Origin of the sequence: Amycolatopsis sp. CA-161197 (assembly GCF_050942255.1) — a bacterium.
Lineage (GTDB): Bacteria > Actinomycetota > Actinomycetes > Mycobacteriales > Pseudonocardiaceae > Amycolatopsis.
The window spans coordinates 1,328,588-1,347,500 of record NZ_CP192059.1; the positions used below are offsets into that span (position 1 = coordinate 1,328,588).

General features: G+C 70.6%; 14 protein-coding genes (1 of these 14 only partly in view). 9 read left to right on the forward strand and 5 right to left on the reverse strand.

The annotated features are described in order from the left end of the window. Positions 1–46: 46 nt before the first annotated feature. Positions 47–610: a TetR/AcrR family transcriptional regulator gene (locus ACQPXB_RS06605; protein ID WP_432850127.1), complete on the forward strand. Its 564-nt coding sequence runs from the start codon at positions 47–49 to the stop codon at positions 608–610. Here the strand turns inward: ACQPXB_RS06605 and pip are convergent. Next, positions 607–1,560, reverse strand: a complete 954-nt coding sequence (pip, locus tag ACQPXB_RS06610; protein ID WP_432850129.1) for a prolyl aminopeptidase — start codon at positions 1,558–1,560, stop codon at positions 607–609. The genes ACQPXB_RS06605 and pip overlap by 4 nt on opposite strands. Positions 1,561–2,229: 669 nt before the next feature. Here pip and ACQPXB_RS06615 point away from each other — a divergent pair. Next, complete coding sequence (locus ACQPXB_RS06615; RefSeq protein WP_366575016.1) at positions 2,230–3,174, forward strand: undecaprenyl-diphosphate phosphatase; 945 nt, start codon at positions 2,230–2,232, stop codon at positions 3,172–3,174. 103 nt (positions 3,175–3,277) lie between these two features. Then, positions 3,278–4,129, forward strand: coding sequence for a cytochrome c oxidase assembly protein (locus tag ACQPXB_RS06620; protein ID WP_432850131.1), 852 nt, complete (start codon positions 3,278–3,280; stop codon positions 4,127–4,129). Positions 4,130–4,148: 19 nt separating this feature from the next. On the opposite strand, the gene panB is transcribed toward ACQPXB_RS06620, so the two are convergent. Continuing rightward, entirely contained in the window at positions 4,149–5,027 is an 879-nt protein-coding gene (gene panB / locus ACQPXB_RS06625; protein ID WP_432850133.1) for a 3-methyl-2-oxobutanoate hydroxymethyltransferase, read from the reverse strand. 251 nt (positions 5,028–5,278) lie between these two features. Between panB and lysX the strand changes: the two genes are divergently transcribed. From lysX to ACQPXB_RS06640, 3 genes are all read left to right on the forward strand, one after another. Then, positions 5,279–8,602, forward strand: coding sequence for a bifunctional lysylphosphatidylglycerol synthetase/lysine--tRNA ligase LysX (gene lysX, locus ACQPXB_RS06630; RefSeq protein ID WP_432850135.1), 3,324 nt, complete (start codon positions 5,279–5,281; stop codon positions 8,600–8,602). Positions 8,603–8,673: 71 nt separating this feature from the next. Next, on the forward strand, positions 8,674–9,252 hold the full coding sequence (locus ACQPXB_RS06635; RefSeq protein ID WP_366575010.1) for a hypothetical protein: 579 nt from the start codon (positions 8,674–8,676) through the stop codon (positions 9,250–9,252). A 32-nt stretch (positions 9,253–9,284) separates the two neighbouring features. Continuing rightward, positions 9,285–9,818 carry a methylated-DNA--[protein]-cysteine S-methyltransferase gene (locus ACQPXB_RS06640; RefSeq protein ID WP_366575009.1) on the forward strand — a complete coding sequence of 178 codons (534 nt, stop codon included), beginning with the start codon at positions 9,285–9,287 and terminating at the stop codon, positions 9,816–9,818. Here the strand turns inward: ACQPXB_RS06640 and ACQPXB_RS06645 are convergent. Both ACQPXB_RS06645 and secA2 read right to left on the reverse strand, forming a co-directional pair. Continuing rightward, a complete protein-coding gene (locus ACQPXB_RS06645) occupies positions 9,815–11,536 on the reverse strand; it encodes an NAD+ synthase (RefSeq protein WP_432850138.1) in 1,722 nt (573 codons plus the stop codon). The two genes, ACQPXB_RS06640 and ACQPXB_RS06645, sit on opposite strands and share 4 nt — an antisense overlap. Before the next feature lie 130 nt (positions 11,537–11,666). Next, positions 11,667–14,006, reverse strand: a complete 2,340-nt coding sequence (gene secA2 / locus ACQPXB_RS06650; protein ID WP_432850140.1) for an accessory Sec system translocase SecA2 — start codon at positions 14,004–14,006, stop codon at positions 11,667–11,669. Positions 14,007–14,166: 160 nt separating this feature from the next. On the opposite strand from secA2, the gene ACQPXB_RS06655 reads away from it, so the two are divergent. Then, entirely contained in the window at positions 14,167–15,735 is a 1,569-nt protein-coding gene (locus tag ACQPXB_RS06655; protein WP_432856464.1) for an alpha/beta hydrolase, read from the forward strand. A 1-nt stretch (position 15,736) separates the two neighbouring features. Here the strand turns inward: ACQPXB_RS06655 and ACQPXB_RS06660 are convergent, their stop codons facing one another. Beyond that, positions 15,737–16,402, reverse strand: a complete 666-nt coding sequence (locus tag ACQPXB_RS06660; protein WP_432850143.1) for an LppX_LprAFG lipoprotein — start codon at positions 16,400–16,402, stop codon at positions 15,737–15,739. Positions 16,403–16,492: 90 nt separating this feature from the next. On the opposite strand from ACQPXB_RS06660, the gene ACQPXB_RS06665 reads away from it, so the two are divergent. Continuing rightward, complete coding sequence (locus ACQPXB_RS06665; protein ID WP_366575001.1) at positions 16,493–17,773, forward strand: MFS transporter; 1,281 nt, start codon at positions 16,493–16,495, stop codon at positions 17,771–17,773. 76 nt (positions 17,774–17,849) lie between these two features. Beyond that, on the forward strand, positions 17,850–18,913 hold the 5' portion of the coding sequence (gene glnA, locus ACQPXB_RS06670) for a type I glutamate--ammonia ligase (RefSeq protein ID WP_366574999.1). The gene runs 280 nt beyond the window's last position; 1,064 of the gene's 1,344 nt are visible here — the first part of the coding sequence; its start codon is at positions 17,850–17,852; the stop codon falls past the right edge of the window.

The following is an 18,913-nucleotide window of genomic DNA, read 5'->3' on the forward strand; positions in this document are numbered from 1 at the left end:
TTCAGGTCTACGGGTGTAGATTTAGTTTTAGTCTACACTCGTATACATGACTGCACCACGTCGTCGCGACGCCGCCGCGACCCGGGAAGCGATCCTGCGCGCGGGCGTCGAGGCGTTCACGCGCTTCGGCTACGACGGCGTCGGCGTGCGGGAGATCGCGCAGACCGCCGGGGTCACGGCAATGCTGGTGAACCGCTACTTCGGCTCGAAGGAAGGGCTCTTCGCCGAGGTGGTGGAGGTGTCGATGACCGAGCGGACCGTGCTGACCGGCGACCCGGCCACGCTCGCGCGCGACGTCGCGGCTTCGCTGGTGTCCCGGACGTCACCCGATGCCGACAACCTCGACCCGTTCCTGCTCATGCTGCGCTCGGCGCCCAATCCGCGCGCCGCCGAGATCCTGCGCGCGGGCATCGAGAAGCACGTCGAGGCACACATCCTCGACGTCGTCCCCGGCGCGCGCGGGACCGATCGCGCGGCCGTGGCGCTGTCGCTGATCGCGGGGTTCTGGTTGATGCGCAAGGTGATCGGCAGCGCCGCTCTGAACGCGACTGACGAGGCTGCGTTGACCTCGACGTTGGAAGGGCTCTTCCGGCTGCTGCTGGCCGTCTAGCGGAAGTCGTCGGTCGCCTGCCGCAGTGCGGCCAGGGTGCCCGGGTCGTTCACGGCGTGCCCGGCGCCTTCGGTGATGCGCAGGATCGAGCCGGGCCACGCGTGGTGCAGCTCGTACGCGGTGATCGGCGGGCAGACGGCGTCGTAGCGGCCCTGAACGAGCACGCCCGGCACGCCGGCGAGCTTGCCGGCGTCGCGGATCAGCTGCCCGTCCTCGAGCCAGGCGTCGTGGCTGAAGTAGTGCACTGCCAGCCGCGCGAACGTCAGCGCGAACGACGGGTCGGCGTACCGGTTCAGGAACGCCTGCTGCGGCATGAGCGCCACCGTCGCGCCTTCCCAGACGCTCCACGCGATCGCAGCCCGCTCCCGCACGCCGCGGTCGGGGTCGTCGAGCAGCTCGGCGTACCCGGCGAGCGGATCCTTGTGGTGCTCTTCGGGCAGCGGCGCCAGGAAGTCCTCCCATTCGGCCGGGAAGAGGTTCGCCGCGCCGCCGCGGTAGATCCAGTCGAGCTCGCGCTGCCGTGCCGTGAAGATCCCGCGCAGCACCAGCTCCGTCACCTGATCGGGGTAGGTCTGCGCGTACGCCAGCGCGAGCGTCGACCCCCACGACCCGCCGAACACCTGCCAGCGCCGGATGTTCAGCCGCTCCCGCAGCAGCTCCATGTCCGCGACGAGGTGCCACAACGTGTTCGTGCTGAGGTCCACGCCCGGATCCGCGACGCTCGGCGTGCTCCGCCCCGCCCCACGCTGGTCGAACAGGATGATCCGGTACGCGGCGGGGTCGAAATGCCGGCGCGCCATCGGCGCGATCCCGCTCCCCGGCCCCCCGTGCAGCACCACCACCGGCTTGCCCTGCGGGTTCCCCGCCTCCTGGCAGTAGATCCGGTGCCCGTCGCCCACGTCGAGCATCCCATCGGCCAACGGCTGCAGCGGCGGGTAGAGGTCGTCCATACCGATCACTCTGCCGGACCGGCGGCCGTCGCGCGGGAGTCGCCGCACCGTTCAGCCGAAAGGCCGCGAGCCGTCCGGGTGTCGGCCGGCCTGGTGCGCGCGGACGCCGGTTTCGCCTCCGTGCGCGGCCGCCGCCGAAAATGCGGCTGTGTAGTGCGTCACGCGGGAGTCGGGACCGCTTTCCTCTGACGTCGGGCGAAACGGTCGCGGTCCGGGTTCGCAGCGAGGCCGCTTGCACTGTCGCGCGTGCGGCCGGCGTCTCGCCGTGCTCAGCGGCACCCGCATCGAGAGAGAAGGTGGAGGCCCGCCCCCGCCGCCGGGCTGAGCGGGCCCCCGTCCGTGTCGCGTCGGTGGCTCACGGGAGACGTGGCCGCGTCGCGATTTCCTTCACCGGGGTGCGGACCTCGGGCGGCGGGTCGCACGGGAAGCGCGTGAAGCTCCGGCTGCTTCCGGCATCCCGTCCTCCTCGCTCGGCTGAGGTTCACACCTTCGTGGTGGGGACCACGCTAAGCCACGGCCCGAACACCAGTCAAGGACATGATTCGTGTTCATGGATGTGAACAAGCACAGGCCGGCTGAGGAGGTTCTTTCGCCCCCTTGCCCCGCGTTTACCCGGTAGTGGGTAGCTTGCGCGAGGAAAGGCCGAACCGACGCGAGAAAGGCTCGAGAATGTCCGCGGTCACGTATGTCGAGTCGATCGTCGTCGGCGCGCTGCAAGGCGTGTCGGAATTGTTTCCCGTGTCCAGCCTCGGGCACAGCATCCTGTTGCCCGCGGTGATCGGCGGATCTTGGCAGCGTGATCTGAGCATCGGTGAGGATTCGCCTTATCTCGCGGTGCTCGTGGCGATGCACGTGGCCACGGCGCTCGCCCTCGTGCTGTTCTTCTGGCGCGACTGGGTGCGCATCATCGGCGGCCTGATCTCCTCGATCCGCCACCGCGAGGTCCGCACGGCCGACCAGCGCCTGGCGTGGCTGCTGATCCTCGCGACGATCCCCGTCGGCATCGCCGGTCTGCTGCTGGAAAGCCTGCTGCGCGACTTCCTCGGCAAGCCCGTGCCGTCGGCCATCTTCCTCATCCTCAACGGCGGCGTGCTCTACGCGGCCGAACGCTTCTCCCGCGCCGCGCCGAAGACCGGGATCTCCGGCAGGACAACGGAAGACACCGTCGACTTCAGCGCCGAAGACACCCTTGTGATGCGCGCGATCACGGTCGAGGAAGCCACCGACGCCCGCCTCTCCAAGCTCAGCGTGAAGGAGGCCGTGCTCATCGGCTCGGCTCAGGTTCTCGCGCTCCTGCCGGGCATCAGCCGCTCCGGCATCACGATGGTCGCGGGCCTGCGCCGCGGCCTCGGCCACCAGGATTCGGCCCGCTTCGCGTGGCTGCTGGCCACCCCGGTGATCCTCGCCGCGGGCGTGCTGAAACTCCCGTCGTTGTTCACGCCGGAGAACAGCCCGTCGCTCGGCCCGGCGCTCGCCGGAAGTCTGGTGGCCGGTATCGCGTCCTACATTTCTGTCCGTTTTCTCACGAAATACTTCGAAACGCGCACCTTGACGCCGTTCGCCATCTACTGCGTCCTCGCCGGAATCGCCAGCCTGCTCGTCTTCAGTTTCTGAGGGCGGTGTCCCGGCCCGATTTCCGGAAGGGGACACTGGCGCTATCGAAACCCCGCTGACCGGCACCACGCTCTTCACGGCCTGGACACTCGACGTCCCGGCCGTGGTCGTCGTGCTCGCCCTCGGCGCGGCCTACGTCGTCGCCGCGCGGAAGCAGGAGACCTGGGCACCCGGCCGGACCACGGCGTTCCTCGCCGGCCTCGCCACGATCGTCCTCGTCACGTGCTCGTTCCTCGGCGTCTACGACACCACGCTGTTCTGGATCCGTGCCACGCAGAACACCGTGCTGCTGATGGTCACGCCGCTGCTGCTGGCCCTCGGCGCGCCGATCACGCTGCTCATGAGCGCTGCGCCGCCCGGGCTGGCGGCGTGGTTGCGCCACCACGGCCGCAGCGCGTTCGCGAAGTTCCTGACGTTCCCGCTCACCGTCACGGTCGTGCTGATCGCACCCTTCGTGATCATCTACCTGACGCCGCTCTACGGCCTGGCGCTCGACTACCCCGTGGTCGGCGGCCTGGTGCGGGTGTTCCTCATCGCCGCCGGGTTCCTCTACTTCTACAGCCGCGTGGCGCTCGATCCGACCCCGCGCGGCGGCTCACACCTCGTGTCCGTGTGGATCTCGTTCACGGAAGTCGTCTTCGACGGTGCGCTCGGCCTCGTGCTCTGGCTCGGCCCGCTGCTGGCGCCCGCGCACTACGCCACGGCGCACCCCGGCTGGGGCCCGGACCCGCGCACCGACCAGATCATCGGCGCCGGCGTGCTGTGGATCGGCGGCGACGTGGCGGGCCTGCCGTTCGTCGGCGCGCTGTTCGTGCGCTGGGTCCGCGACGACCAGAAGCGCGCGAAGCAGATCGACGAGCGCCTCAACGAGGAAGCCGAATCCGGTGAGGCCCCGACGGGTGGCCTCTGGTGGCAGAACGACCCGGAGCTCGCCGAGCGGTTTCGCCGCCGGTGAGCCCCGGGCCTGGGAAATCTCAGTGGAACGCGTGCTCCGGAGCCGGGAACTCGCCGCGGCGGACGTCCTCGGCGAAGGCCGAGGCCGCGCCCTGCAGCACGTCGGCGAGCTCGGCGTAGCGCTTCACGAACCGCGGCGCCTTGCCCCGGCGCAGCCCGGCCATGTCCTGCCACACCAGCACCTGCGCGTCGCAGTCGGGCCCGGCGCCGATGCCGACCGTCGGGATCTTCAGCTCGTGCGTCACGCGCTTCGCGGCTTCGGCGGGCACCATCTCCATCACCACGGCGAACGCGCCGGACTCCTGCAGCGCCAGCGCGTCGGCGAGCAGCACGTCCGCCGCTTCACCGCGCCCCTGCACCCGGTAGCCGCCGAGGTTGTGTTCACTCTGCGGGGTGAATCCGATGTGTCCCATCACGGGGATGCCGGCCGACGTCAGCGCCTCGACGTGCGCGGCGAACCGGCGCCCGCCTTCCAGCTTCACGGCGTGGGCGCGGCCTTCCTTCATGAACCGCACGGACGTGGCCAGCGCCTGCTCGGGCGAGAGCTGGTAGGAGCCGAACGGCAGATCGGCCACGACGAGCGCCCGCTTCACCGACCGCGTCACGGCGCGGACCAGGGGCAGCAGCTCGTCGACCGTCACCGGCAGCGAGGTGTCGTAGCCGAACACGTTGTTGGCCGCGGAGTCGCCGACGAGCAGCACCGGGATGCCGGCCTCGTCGAAGATCTGCGCGGTGTACATGTCGTAGGCGGTGAGCATGGGCCACGGCTCGCCGCGTTCCTTCAGCTCACGCAGGTGGTGCACGCGGACCTTGCGCCCGGTCGTCGCGGGTTGCGCGGGCGCGGCGCCTGTTCCGTACGGGGCGGCCACCTCGTCGGATCCGTTCGGGTTGGCAGACATCGTCGTCGACCGTCCTTCCCTCGAGGCCTCGGTGAGGTCCCCGGGTCGTGGAGTCAGAACACGTCAAAGCCTGACATGTCCGTCGGGCCGCCCCAAGGTCGTGCGATGAGCTTCACACGCGCGTGGTGTGCTCCGTCAGGACGATCCCGGCTCAGCCTGCCGGGTGATGACTGGTGTTTGTCCTCAGACAACCATTCGCTGTTCACTGACGTCTCTGCACCAGTCGTGAGGATCACGTGAGAAGGGCACCGATGGGAACCCCAGCGAGCACGCGCACCCGTATCCCGGCCTGGAAGGCCAGGGCGGGCGGCATCGTGGCGACCGTCGTGCAGCTCGCCGCCGTCTTCTCGGTGGTCCTGCTGATCGCCGGCGGCACCCGCGGGCGCCTGCTCAACGGCATCGACATGGCCTTCTCGGCCCTCAGCGTGCCGACGAGCGCGAGCCTCGTGATCGTGCTGCTGCTCGTCGTCCTCGGCGCCGCCCTGCGCCGGCGGAAGAAAGCCGCGCTCTACACGTTGCTGCTCTTCCAGCTCGCCGGCCTGGCCATCACGCTGGCGCTGCAGGCGGTCCTGCTGTGGGCACCCGACCTGCTCACCCTCGGCCCGCGCCAGATCCGGCACATCCCGATGCAGGTCGGGGTGCTGACGATCGCCGACGTCCTGTCGGTGCTGCTGATCTGGCTGCTGCTGGCCCTGCGCCCGGCGTTCCCCGCGCGGCTCGCGCCGGGCGCCTGGCGCGACGGGCTGGCGGTGCTCTTCGGCGGCCTGCTCGTGGTGGTCGCGCTCGGCTGGGCGGTCACCGAGGCGTTCCCCGGCACGCTCGGCGACTCGTGGGAACGCCTGGTCTGGGTGCTCAACCACGCCACCGGCGAGAACCTGCAGCTGCGCAGGATCGGCGTCGGCGAAGGCCCGGCGTGGATCGACGTCGTGCTCGACCTCGGCGCGACCTTCGTGGCCACCGGCGCGCTGTACACGCTCTTCCGCGGCGTCCGGCACCGCCGCCGGCGCACCGACGACGAGGAGCTGGAGCTGCGGCGCCTGCTCGCCGAGTTCGGCGACGACGACTCCCTCGGCTACTTCGCCACGCGCCGCGACAAGAGCGTGGTCTTCTCGCCCAACGGCCGCGCGGCCGTCACCTACCGGGTGCTCGGCGGCACCAGCGTCGCCAGCGCCGACCCGATCGGCGACCCCGACGCGTGGCCCGACGCGGTGCGGGCGTGGCTCGACGAAACCCGTTCGTACGGCTGGATTCCCGGCGTCCTCGGCGCGAGCGAGCGCGGCGCGAAGACCTACGCCGCCGCGGGCCTTCGGGCGCTGGAGATCGGCGACGAAGCCGTGCTCGACGTCCGCGAGTTCTCCCTGACCGGGCCCGAGCGCAAGTCCGTGCGCCAGGCCGTGAAGCGGATCGAACGCGCGGGGTACACCGCGCGCGTCCGCCGGCACGGCGAGATCCCCGACGACGAGATGCAGGGCCTGCTCGCGCGGGCGCAGCAGTGGCGCGGCGCCGAGTCCGAGCGCGGCTTCTCGATGGCGCTGGGCCGCCTCGGCGACGCCAGCGACGCCCGCAGCGTGATGGTGGAGGCCTACGACGGCGAAGGCGAGCTGCGCGGCCTGCTGTCCTTCGTGCCGTGGGGCCGGCGGGGCCTCTCGCTCGACCTGATGCGCCGCGACCGCGCCGCGGAAAACGGCCTGAACGAGTTCATGGTCGCCGAGGTCGTCGCGGCCGCACAGCACCTCGGCGCGCAGCGGATCTCCCTCAACTTCGCCATGTTCCGCGCGGTCTTCGCCGAGGGCGAGCGCATCGGCGCCGGCCCCGTGCTGCGCCTGTGGCGGTCGGTGCTAGGCCTCGCGTCGCGGTTCTTCCAGCTGGAATCGCTGTACCGGTCCAACGCGAAGTACGGCCCGGACTGGGAGCCGCGCTTCCTCTGCTACTCCTCGGCCCGCCGCCTGCCGCGCGTCGGCATCGTCGCCGGCGCGCTGGAGGGCTTCGTCCCCACGGGCCGCTCGCGCGTGCTGCGGCTCGAGACGGTGAGCGACGAGTTCGTGGCCGAGGTCCGGCGCATCGAGGACGCCGCCGCTCGTGTCGTCCCGAAGGCCGCGCGGCGTCCGGAGCAGGTGCGCGTGCGCGTGGCGAAGCTGGACAAACTACGTGATCTCGGCGTGGACCCCTATCCTGTCGGCTTCAGCCGCGAAGACCTGCTGGGCGACGTCGTGAGCAAGTTCGCCGATCTGCCGGCGGATTCGCGGACCGGGCACCGCGTGCGCGTGGCCGGCCGGGTGCTCGCGCTGCGGACGCTCGGCGGGCTGTGTTTCGCGCGCATCAAGGACTTTTCGGGCGAAGTGCAGCTGATGCTCGACGCGGGAGTGCTCGACCTCGTGGGCTGGCGCACCGGCGTGGACCTCGGTGACCACGTGGGCGTGAGCGGTGAAGTGATCACGTCGCGCCGCGGTGAGCTGTCCGTGCTCGTGGACGAGTGGACGGTCACCGCGAAGTGCCTGCACCCGTTGCCGGACAAGCGAAAGGGCCTCACCGACCCCGAGACGCGCGTGCGCCAGCGCTACCTCGACCTGGCCGTGAACCCGGAGTCCGCGCACATGCTGCGGCTGCGGTCCACGGTGGTCCGCGCCGTGCGCGAGCGGTTGCACCAGGGCGACTACCTCGAGGTCGAGACGCCGATGCTGCAGACCGTCCACGGTGGAGCCAACGCGCGGCCGTTCGTCACGCACATCAACGCCTACGACATGCGCATGTACCTGCGCATCGCGCCGGAGCTCTACCTCAAGCGCCTCTGCGTCGCCGGCGTCGAGCGCGTCTTCGAACTCAACCGCAACTTCCGCAACGAAGGCGTCGACGCCACGCACAACCCCGAGTTCACGATGCTCGAGGCGTACCAGGCCTACGCCGACTACAACTCGATGCGCGACCTCACCCGCGAACTGGTGCAGCACGCGGCCGAAGCCGCCTTCGGCGCGCAGATCGTGCGCCGCCACGACGCCGACGGCCAGGTGACCGAGTACGACATCTCCGGCGACTGGCCGGTGATCCCCGTGCACGAAGCCGTGTCGGCGGCGCTGGGCGAGGAGATCGACTCCGGCACCTCCGTGGCCACGCTCCGGCGCCTCTGCGGCGCGGCCGGCGTGCCGGTGGGGGAGGACGCCGGCCACGGTGACCTGGTGCTCAAGGCCCACGAGCACCTCGTCGAGGGCTCGACGGTGCTGCCCACCTTCTACACGGACTACCCCACGGACGTCTCGCCGCTGACCCGCCAGCACCGCCGCGACCCGCTGCTGGCCGAACGCTGGGACCTCATCGCGTTCGGCTCGGAGGTCGGCACCGCGTACACCGAGCTCACGGACCCGATCGAACAGCGCCGCCGCCTGGAAGCCCAGTCGCTGCGCGCCGCGAGCGGCGACGTCGAGGCGATGGAGCTCGACGAAGACTTCCTGCTCGCGCTCGAACACGGCATGCCGCCCACGGGCGGGCTGGGTCTCGGCGTCGACCGCCTGCTGATGATGCTCAGCGGCGCGTCGATCCGGCAGACGGTGCTGTTCCCGTTCGTGCGCCCGCACGCCTGAGGTTCGTTGCGACCAGGGAAAAAGTGACACCTCCGCGCGCAACGTCGCACGGCTTCGCTTAATGTGTGGGCGTGCGTACTGCGCGACTCACCGTGGTCGCCCTGGTCGGGCTCGGGGTGGTGGTCTATTCCGCCTGGCTGCTCGAATTCTTCCTGCCCACCGGCGTTTCGCCGGCCCAGCAGACCGTCGAAGCGTTGCTGCGGGCAGATCCGCTGTTCCGGATCACCACCGGGGTCGCGGGCTTCGCCTTCCTGCTCGCCTGCCCACCGCTGTTGCGCCTGGTGCCGGTGCACTGGACCGGCCGGGTCGCCGCGATCACGCTCGGGTTCTTCGGGCTCGTCCTGGTCGCCGACGCACTGGTGCCGGGCACGACCGCCGCGCAGCTGCTGGAGAACCTCGCGTTCGTGGGGGGCTCGTTCAGCCTCATGTTCTGGTGGCCGCCGCCGTGGCGCGAGTGGGCGATGGCGGGGTTCGCGCTGGTGCTCGTCACGTGGGCGCTGGTCCTCATCGCGTCGCTGCTCGGGCCCGGACACCTGGCCGGCGTGTTCAGCCGCGTGCAGCTCGGGGTGCGGGCCGCGCTGCTGATTTCGGGCGTCGCATACATCGTCATCCGGCCCCTGCCGCGCTTCGCCTCGCGTCCCGTTCGCTGAGTTTTGTCGGGGGTCGCTCGTACCCTGGGCCGATGAGGTCCGGATTCACCGTTTTCGACACGCCGCTGGGCGCGTGTGGGCTGGCCTGGCGCGAAGGGGTCATCATCGGCACCGCGCTGCCCGGCAGCTCGCCCGCGAGCACCCGGGCCTTCCTGGCCCGGCGGTTCCCCGACGCGGTGGAAGCGGTGCCACCTCCCGAGCCGGCCGACGCGATCGAGAAGATCACCGCGCTGCTCTCCGGCGCGCACCACGACCTGCGCGAGATCCCGCTCGACCTCGACTCCGTCCCGGAGTTCAACCGCCGCGCCTACGAGATCGCCCGCGCCATCCCGCCGGGGAAGACCAAGACGTACGGCGACATCGCCCACGAGCTGGGCCTGCCCGGTGCCGCGCAAGCCGTCGGCCAGGCGATGGGCAACAACCCGTTCCCGATCGTCGTGCCGTGTCACCGCGTGCTCGCGGCCGGTGGCAAACACGGCGGCTTCTCGGCCCCGGGTGGCGTCGAGACCAAGCGGCGGATGCTCGTCATCGAGGGTGCGCTGCCCGACGAACCGACGCTTTTCTAGGCTTTGCGCTCCCGCCACGCGTTGGTGATGGGCAGCCGCCGGTCGCGCCCGAACGCCTTGAAGGTGATCTTCGTGCCCGGCGGGTACTGCCGCCGTTTGTACTCCGCGCGGTCGACCATCCGCACGACCCGGTCGATGGTCTCCGGCTCGAATCCGGCGGCGACGAGGTCGGCGTAGCCGCGGTCGCCCTCCACGTAGTCGTCGAGGATGTCGTCGAGCAGCGCGTAGTCCGGCAGTGAGTCGGTGTCCACCTGACCGGGTGCGAGCTCGGCCGAGGGCGGTTTGGTGATCGAGTTCTCCGGGATCGGCGGGGTTTCGCCGCGCTTGGCCGCCTCGTCGTTGCGCCAGCGCGCGAGCTGCCAGACGTGCGTTTTGAACACGTCCTTGATCGGTGCGAACCCGCCCACCGCGTCGCCGTAGATCGTGGAGTAGCCCACGGCCAGCTCGGTCTTGTTGCCGGTGGCGAGCACGAGGTGTCCGTCCAGGTTGGACAGTGCCATGAGGAGCATGCCGCGCGTGCGGGCCTGGATGTTCTCCTCGGCGAGCCCCGTCAGCGCCAGCTGGTCGACGTAGACCTTCACCATGTCCTCGACCGGTTCCACGCGGTAGTGCGCGCCGATGCGGCGCGCCAGGTCCGCGGCGTCGTCCTTGGAGTGCGAGGACGAGTACTTCGACGGCATCGAGACGCCGTACACGTTGTCGCCGCCGAGCGCGTCGGCCGCCAGCGCCGCGCACACGGCGGAGTCGATGCCGCCGGAAAAGCCGAAGGTGACCGACGAGAAGCCGTTCTTGTGCACGTAGTCGCGCAGCCCGGTCACGAGCGCCGACCACACCTCGGCCTCGTCCGAAAGCGGCTCGCTGAGCACCGGATCCGTCAGCGGCGGGTACGCGGGCAGCGGCTCGGCGCTCAGCACCCGCCGGTGGACGTGCAGGCCCGCCAGCGCGCCGTCGCCGGCGTGGCCGCCCGACGTCAGGTCCATGTCCACCACCAGCAGGTGCTCCACGAACTGCGGCGCCCGCGCGAGCAGCTTGCCGTCGGCGCCCACCACGAGCGAGTCGCCGTCGAACACGAGGTCGTCCTGGCCGCCGACCTGGTTCGTGTAGACCAGGGGCGCGCCCGCCTCGGCCGCGCGCCGGGCCACCAGCGGCAGCCGCTGCTCGTCCTTCGACCGCTCGTAGGGCGACGCGTTGGGCGCCACGACCAGGTCGACACCGGCCTTGCCCAGCGCGGAGATCGGGCCGCCGTCCTGCCAGATGTCCTCGCAGATCACCATGCCGATGTCGATGCCGTGCAGCCGCAAAACCTGCAGCTCCGTGCCCGGCTTGAAGTAGCGGTGCTCGTCGAACACGCCGTAGTTGGGCAGATGGTGCTTGTACTGCTTCGCCACGACTTCGCCGCGGAACAGCGCGGCGGCCGCGTCGCGTGGGCCGGCCTCGTCGTGGTCGAGGTAGCCGACGTAGGTGAGCACCTCGCCGCAGCCCGCTTCGGCCAGCCGGCGGGCCAGCTCGTCGAGGGACTTGCGCGACGCCTGCGCGAAAGTGGCCCGGAACGCCAGGTCCTCCACGGGATAACCCGTCTGGGACATCTCCGGGAACACGACCACGTGGGCGCCCGCCTCGGCGGCCCGGCGGGTCCACTCGACCGTCAGCGCGGTGTTGCCGTCGATGTCGCCGACGGTGGGGTTGACCTGGGCCAAGGCGATGCGCAGTTGCGGCATGCGGTCATTCTGACCCGGTCCCGCGCCCCGGACCGAGCGAATGTGGGCCAATCAGCACAGTCCGGCCCGGGTGTGGGCAAAAAAGGAGCCCGGCCACCAACACAGGTGACCGGGCTCCTCAAGAACAAGATCAGGACTTCTTCATCCGCATCATGCTGCGCACCTTCTTCACCGTCTGCTCGAAGTCCGAGTCGAACGGGTTGTCGTGCACCAGGTAGGTCCACGTCGTGTTCGCCCGCCGCACGCCGGCGTCGGCGAGATCGATGCCGTGGTCGGTGATCTCGGCTTCCTCGAGCGTCTTTGAAGCGCGCGCCGCCGACTCCGGGATGATCTTGTGGAACTCCGGGATCGCCGCGCGGTGGAACTCGTCGAGCGGCGTCTCCCGGGCCAGCGCCCGCAGGTGGATGCTCTCGCGCACGTCGGTCAGGTACGCGAGGTGGTCGGACCAGAGCTGGTCGAGGTGGAACAGCACGACCTCGCGCGAAAGCTGCTCGAGCCGCTCGGTGTCGTCGAGCTTCTCCTTCACCTCGGCGAACTTCTCCGGCTGCGCCTTCTCCAGCTCCTCGGCCGCGAACGCCGTGTGCAGCACCTTGTCGCGGTGCTCCAGCAGCTCCGTGCGCTGCCGCTCGATCAGCCGCGTGTAGCGCCAGGTGTTGCGGTGGATCTCCAGGTCGACGCCCTCGGCCACGCGCTGGGCGTGGTTGATCTGCCGCAGCGCTGCCGGGTCGGTGATCTCCCCGGTCTCGGCGTCGGCGTCGATGCCCTCGGGGATGTCGGGCGCGTTGGAGAGGACCAGGTCGTCGTTGAGGCTCGCGAAGAAGATCGCGCTGCCCGGGTCGCCCTGGCGGCCGGAGCGGCCACGCAGCTGGCCGTCGAGCCGGCTCGACGGGTAGCGCGCGGTGCCGATCACGTGCAGGCCACCCAGCTCGGCGACCTCCTCGCGGCTCGCGCCGTCGGTGCCGCCGAGGCGGATGTCGGTACCGCGGCCGGCCATCTGCGTGGACACGGTGACCGCGCCCTTCTTGCCGGCCTCGGCGATGATCGCGGCCTCTTCGGCGTCGTTGCGCGCGTTGAGCACGACGCACGGCAGGTCCACCTTCGCGAGCTTGTCGGCCAGCTCCTCGGACTCGGCCACGTCCTGGGTGCCCACGAGGATGGGCCGCCCGGTCTCGTGCACCTTCCGGATCTCCTCCTCGATCGCGCGCAGCTTCTGCGACGGCGACCCGAAGATCCGGTCCGGCTGGTCCTCGCGGACGTTGGGGGTGTTCGGCGGGATCACCGCGACCTCGAGGCGGTAGAACTCGCGCAGCTGCTCGGCCACGGCCACGGCCGTACCGGTCATGCCCGCCACTGAGGGGTAACGCGCGAGCAGCGCCTGCACCGTGATCGAGTCGAGGATCTCGCCGCGGTCGGTGGCCGCCACCTGCTCCTTCGCCTCGACGGCGGCCTGCAGGCCGTCCGGCCAGCGCTGCAGCTCGGCGACGCGGCCGCGGGCGGCGTTGATGAGCTGCACCTTGCCGTCGCGCACTAGGTAGTCGACGTCGCGGGTGAGCAGCGCGTGGGCGTGCAGGGCGACGTTCACGGCGGCCAGGCGGTCGGAACCCGTGTCGCCGTAGAGGTCGATGCCGCCGAGCGACTTCTCGACCACGGACGCGCCGGCGGTGGTGAGCCACGCGTTGCGGCCGTCGGTGTCGGTCTCGTAGTGCAGGCCGAGCCGCAGGCGCCGCACGACCGTGGCGACCTCTTCGTCGGCGTCGTTGTGGTCGATCGAGCCGGCCATCACGAGCGGCACGCGGGCCTCGTCGACCAGGACGGAGTCGGCTTCGTCGACGATCGCCACCTCGGGCGCGGGCTGCACCAGGTCGTCGACGTTCGTCACGAGCCGGTCGCGCAGGACGTCGAAGCCGATTTCGGCGACGGCGCCGTAGGTGACCTGCTTGCCGTAGGCGTCCTTGCGCTCGTCGCGCGAGTGCGCGGGCTCGACCCAGCCGACGGTGACCGCGAGCAGGTCGTAGACGGGCTTCATCCACTCGGCGTCGCGTCGGGCGAGGTAGTCGTTGACGGTGACGACGTGCACGCGGCTGCCGCGCAGGGCGTACCCGGCGGCCGCCAGCGCACCGGCGAGCGTCTTGCCCTCACCGGTCTCCATCTGCACCACGTGCCCGGTGAGCAGCCCCATCGTGCCGAGGATCTGCACGTCGAACGCGCGCTCGCCGAGCGCGCGCCGCGCGGCCTCCCGGCCGAGAGCGCAGGTCTCCACCAGCTGGTCGTCGTTGAACACCTTCGCGCCGCCGAGGTCCTCGCGCAGCTTTTCGGCACGTTCGGTGAGCTCGGCGTCCGAGAGCTTCTCGAGCTCGGGTTCGAGCTTCGCGACTGCGGGCAGCAGCGCTTCGTAGCGGGTCAGCTCGACGCTGCCCGGCCGCTGGATGATCCGGCGGAGCCGCTTGCCCACCCGGCTGATCAGTGCCACCCCTGGTCTCCCGTCCTGTCTTGCTCGTGTCTCCGACCGCCACCTCGAATTACCCAACGCGCCGGTGGTGCGTCGGAGTTCCGCCGCCGGATGGCACGATCAAACCGTGCCTCCCCATGCCAGCGCCAGCTCTCGCGCCCTCCGGATCGCCGCTCTCGCGGTGGCCGGCCTGCTCGGCGGCACGCTCGTCGCGTGCTCGTCGAACACCGGCCAGACCGTGCCCTCGCCGACGACCGAATCGCACCCGCCCGTCGGGCCGGCGCCCACGGGGCTCGCGCGCTTCTACGGCCAGAGCATGACCTGGGCCGACTGCGCACCCTACGCGACCTCGGACGACGCGCAGACCGCCTTCCGTCGGTCGGATATCCAGTGCGCTCGGCTGACCGTGCCGCTGGACTATGACAAACCGGACGGACAGACCATCACGCTCGGCGTCCTGCGGCACAAAGCGAGCGAACCGGACGACCGCATCGGCTCGCTGGTGGTCAACCCGGGCGGTCCCGGCGCGTCCGGCATGGTCGCCGCCGCCGGTTTGATCGACCAGGTCAAGAACAAGGACCTCGGCAAACGCTTCGACCTCGTCGGCTTCGACCCGCGCGGCATCGGCGCGAGCGAACCGCAGATCCGCTGCCTCACCGACAGCGAGCGCGACGCGGACCGCGCCGACGACAGTGAAACCGACGGCACGCCCGCCGGCGTCACGAAGCAGGAGACGCAGGAAAAGGACTTCGCCGCGAAGTGCGCCCAGCGCACGAAACTCGGCGACGACATGCTCGAACACGTCGGCACTCGCGACGTCGCCAAGGACCTGGACGTGCTGCGGTCCGTGCTCGGCGACGAAAAACTGACCTACCTGGGCTACTCCTACGGCACCCTCCTCGGCTCGACCTACGCCGAGGACTTCCCGCGCAACGTCCGGGCGCTCGTCCTCGACGGCGCCGTCGACCCGACGCAGGACCCGGAAGACTCGCTCGTCGCGCAGGGCCAGGGCTTCGGCGTCGCGTTCGGTGAATTCGCGAAGTGGTGTGCCGCTCGGCAGGACTGCGCGCTCGGCACCAACCCGGCCGGGGCGACGAAGGCGTTCCAAGACCTCACCCGCCCGCTGATCGACTTCCCGGTGCCGGTGGGCGACGGCCGCAAGCTGTCGTACGAGGACGCCACCACCGGCGCCATCCAGGCGCTCTACCAGCAGAACCTCTGGGAGTACCTCAACACGGGCCTCAACGAGCTGCGCAACCAGCGCGGCGCCACGCTCGAGCAGCTCGCCGACATCTACAACGAGCGCGGCCCCGACGGCCGCTACGGCACCACGCAGGACGCCTTCACCGCCATTCGCTGCGTCGACGACCCGCGCGTCACCGACCCGAAGGCGATCCTCGACGCGCAGCAGAAGTACGAGCAGGTCGCGCCGTTCCTCGACGACGGCCGCCCGGCCAGCTCCGCGCGTGACGCCTGCGCCTTCTGGCCGGTGCCGAACACCATGACGCCGCACGAACCGCAGGTCGAGGGTCTGCCCAAGACGCTCACCATCTCCACGACCAACGACCCGGCCACGCCCTACCAGGCAGGCGTGAACCTCGCGAAGGCGCTGAAGGGCGCCTTGCTCACCTTCGAGGGCACGCAGCACACGGCGTTCCTGCAGGGCAACGCGTGCGTGGACAAGGCGGGCATCGCGTACCTCGTCGACGGCACGGTGCCGGCCGACGGGACGCGTTGCGCGGGTAGCTGAGTCAGCCGAGCGGAGTCGGCACGGGCTGGTTCTCGTTCGAGAGCGTGACCTCGAACATCACCGGGCTGTCCTTCTCCGTCGGGGGCGGGACCTGCAGCCAGAACCGGGCGAACCGCCGCGGCTCGGCGGCCGTGACCCACACCTTCACGTTCACGTCCGAGTGAATCTGGGGGAGCAGCCGCGTCGCCACCTTCGCGGGCAGTACCCCGCCGACGCGGTAGGTGTCGAGGCCGTGCACGGGCTCGCGCGTCTCGGTCTGCGGGTTGCCGAGTGAGCTGAGCATCCGCGCCAGGCCGCCGTCGCGGCCGAGGAAGTCTCCGACGGTGAACGTCGCCGGGCCCGACCAGGTCGCGCCGGGGCTGTCGTGCGTGGTGGCGTGGGTCCCGTCGAGGACGAAGGAGAGCTTCCGGTCGCTCGTCGCGTTCTCCAGCTCGGCGGTGCCGGCCGCGTGGCCGCCGTCGTCGAGCGTCGCGTCGCCGTCGACGGTGCTCAAGGGCAGGCCGGGCAGTACGCCGTTCACGACCACGGAAAAGTGCAGGCTGCGCACGCCGGCGAAGTTCGCTCCGGCCGCGCCGAGCAGGTCACCGGCCGGGGGCAGCGAGGGCGCTGTGCACCCGCCGACGAGTCCGAGGAGCAGCAGCGCCGGCAGGAAGCGTCGGCAGCGCATGGCGGTGAGACTACCCGTGGCCCGATCCTTTCGGACGGTGTCCTTCAAGCCACTGTCGAGGACGCCGAAGACGAATCAGACTCATCACCCGTGACCGTCGAGACCCGCACCGCGCCCCGCGTCCACCGAGCCTGGTTCGTGGCCGCGGCCGCGTTCATCGCCCTGCTGGCCGCGGCCGGGTTCCGGGCCGCGCCGAGCGTGCTGATCGACCCGCTGCACGAGGAGTTCGGCTGGTCCCGCGCGACCATCGGCCTGGCGGTTTCCGTCAACCTCGTGCTTTACGGCCTCTTCGCCCCCTTCGCCGCGGCGCTCATGGAACGTTTCGGTATCCGGCGTGTTGCCGCGACCGCCTTGTTCGTGGTCGCGCTCGGTGCGGGTGGCACGGTGTTCATGAGCACGAGCTGGGAGCTGATCCTGTGCTGGGGCGTGCTCGTCGGCGCCGGCACGGGCTCGATGGCCATGAGCTTCGCCGCGACCGTCACCACGCGCTGGTTCGTGCGCCACCGCGGCGCCGTGACCGGCATCCTCACCGCGGCCGGCTCGACGGGTCAGCTCGTGTTCCTGCCCGTGGTCGCCACGCTGGCCGTGAACGACGGCTGGCGCACGGCGTCGCTGGTCATCGCCATCGCGGCGCTCGCGGTGGTCCCCGTCGTGCTGCTCGTGGTGCGCGACCACCCGGCCGACCTCGGGGCGGTCGCGTTCGGCGCGCCGGAGGGCACGGAGGTCGCCCACCCGGACGTCAAACGCGGCTCGGCGGGCCGGGCGATCCGCGTGCTGTTCCAGGCCATGCGCTCCCGCTCGTTCTGGCTGCTGGCCATCGGCTTCGCGATCTGCGGGGCGACCACGAACGGCCTGGTCGGCACCCACTTCGTGCCGGCCGCGCACGACCACGGCATGCCGCAGACCACCGCGGCGAACCTGCTCGCGCTCGTCGGCGTGTTCGACGTGGTGGGGACCGTCGTGTCGGGCTGGCTCACCGACCGGGTCGACCCGCGCATCCTGCTCGGCGTGTACTACGCGCTGCGGGGGCTCTCGCTCGCGTTGCTGCCGCAGCTGTTCACCGACTCCGTGCAGCCCAGCATGTGGGCGTTCATCCTTTTCTACGGTCTCGACTGGGTCGCCACGGTCCCGCCGACGGTCGCGCTCTGCATCCGCTCCTTCGGCGAGGCCGGCCCGATCGTGTTCGGCTGGGTCTTCGCGTGCCACCAGCTGGGCGCCGCGTTCGCGGCGTCGGCGGCCGGAGCCGTGCGCGACCAGCTGGGCGACTACGCCCTGGCCTGGTACGTGGCGGCGGGCCTCGCGGTGATCGCGTCGATCGCGTCGGTGTCGATCACCCGATCCGGGAAACGCGAGCTCACGTTCGTGGCCTGAGGTGAGTTCGCGCATTGTGGACACTTCCGGCGCGTCGCGAAACATGTCGTTAACACGCCGTCGTTAGGGTGCGGCCATGGATCGCCAGCAGGAATTCGTGCTCCGGACGTTGGAAGAGCGCGACATCCGTTTCGTCCGGCTCTGGTTCACCGATGTGCTGGGGTTCCTCAAGTCCGTCGCGGTCGCGCCGGCCGAGCTCGAGGGCGCGTTCAGCGAGGGGATCGGCTTCGACGGCTCCGCCATCGAGGGCTTCGCCCGCGTCTACGAGTCGGACATGGTCGCGAAGCCGGACCCGTCGACGTTCCAGGTGCTCCCGTGGGAGACACCGGACGGCGGCCCGTACTCCGCGCGCATGTTCTGCGACATCGCGATGCCCGACGGCTCGCCCTCGTGGGCCGACCCGCGGCACGTGCTGCGTCGCCAGCTCTCGAAGGCCGGCGAAGCGGGCTTCACGTGCTACGTGCACCCGGAGATCGAGTTCTTCCTCCTCGCCACCCTGCCCGACGACGGCAGCGAACCCGAGCCGGCCGACAACGGCGGGTACTTCGACCAGGCCAGCCACGCCACGGCCACGCACTTCCGCCGCCACGCCATCGAGACGCTCGAGGCGATGGGCATCTCCGTCGAGTTCAGCCACCACGAGGGAGCGCCGGGCCAGCAGGAGATCGACCTGCGGTACGCCGACGCCCTCACCATGGCCGACAACGTGATGACGTTCCGGTACGTCGTCAAGGAGGTCGCGCTGACGCAGGGCGTGCGCGCGACGTTCATGCCGAAGCCGTTCACGGACCAGCCGGGCTCGGGGATGCACACCCACGTGAGCCTGTTCGAGGGCGACCGCAACGCGTTCTACGACGCGGAGGACCCGTACGAGCTGTCCGCGACGGGGAAGGCCTTCGTCGCCGGTCTGCTGCACCACGCCAAGGAGATCTCGGCGGTCACCAACCAGTGGGTGAACTCGTACAAACGCCTGATCAGCGGCAGTGAAGCGCCGACGACGGTGTCGTGGGGCCGGGCCAATCGCTCGGCGTTGGTGCGCGTGCCGATGTACTCGCCCGGCAAGGCGTCGTCGCGGCGGGTGGAGATCCGCACGCTGGATTCGGCGTGCAACCCGTACCTGGCGTACTCGGTGATCCTCGC

What these genes read in the sequence shown, in the direction of transcription:
- ACQPXB_RS06615 (WP_366575016.1), top strand. Translation starts at nt 2,230, where the DNA reads ATGTCCGCGGTCACGTATGTCGAGTCGATCGTCGTCGGCGCGCTGCAA.
- ACQPXB_RS06645 (WP_432850138.1), bottom strand. Translation starts at nt 11,536, where the DNA reads ATGCCGCAACTGCGCATCGCCTTGGCCCAGGTCAACCCCACCGTCGGC.
- pip (WP_432850129.1), bottom strand. Translation starts at nt 1,560, where the DNA reads ATGGACGACCTCTACCCGCCGCTGCAGCCGTTGGCCGATGGGATGCTC.
- ACQPXB_RS06660 (WP_432850143.1), bottom strand. Translation starts at nt 16,402, where the DNA reads ATGCGCTGCCGACGCTTCCTGCCGGCGCTGCTGCTCCTCGGACTCGTC.
- ACQPXB_RS06640 (WP_366575009.1), top strand. Translation starts at nt 9,285, where the DNA reads ATGAGGTCCGGATTCACCGTTTTCGACACGCCGCTGGGCGCGTGTGGG.
- lysX (WP_432850135.1), top strand. Translation starts at nt 5,279, where the DNA reads ATGGGAACCCCAGCGAGCACGCGCACCCGTATCCCGGCCTGGAAGGCC.
- ACQPXB_RS06605 (WP_432850127.1), top strand. Translation starts at nt 47, where the DNA reads ATGACTGCACCACGTCGTCGCGACGCCGCCGCGACCCGGGAAGCGATC.
- panB (WP_432850133.1), bottom strand. Translation starts at nt 5,027, where the DNA reads ATGTCTGCCAACCCGAACGGATCCGACGAGGTGGCCGCCCCGTACGGA.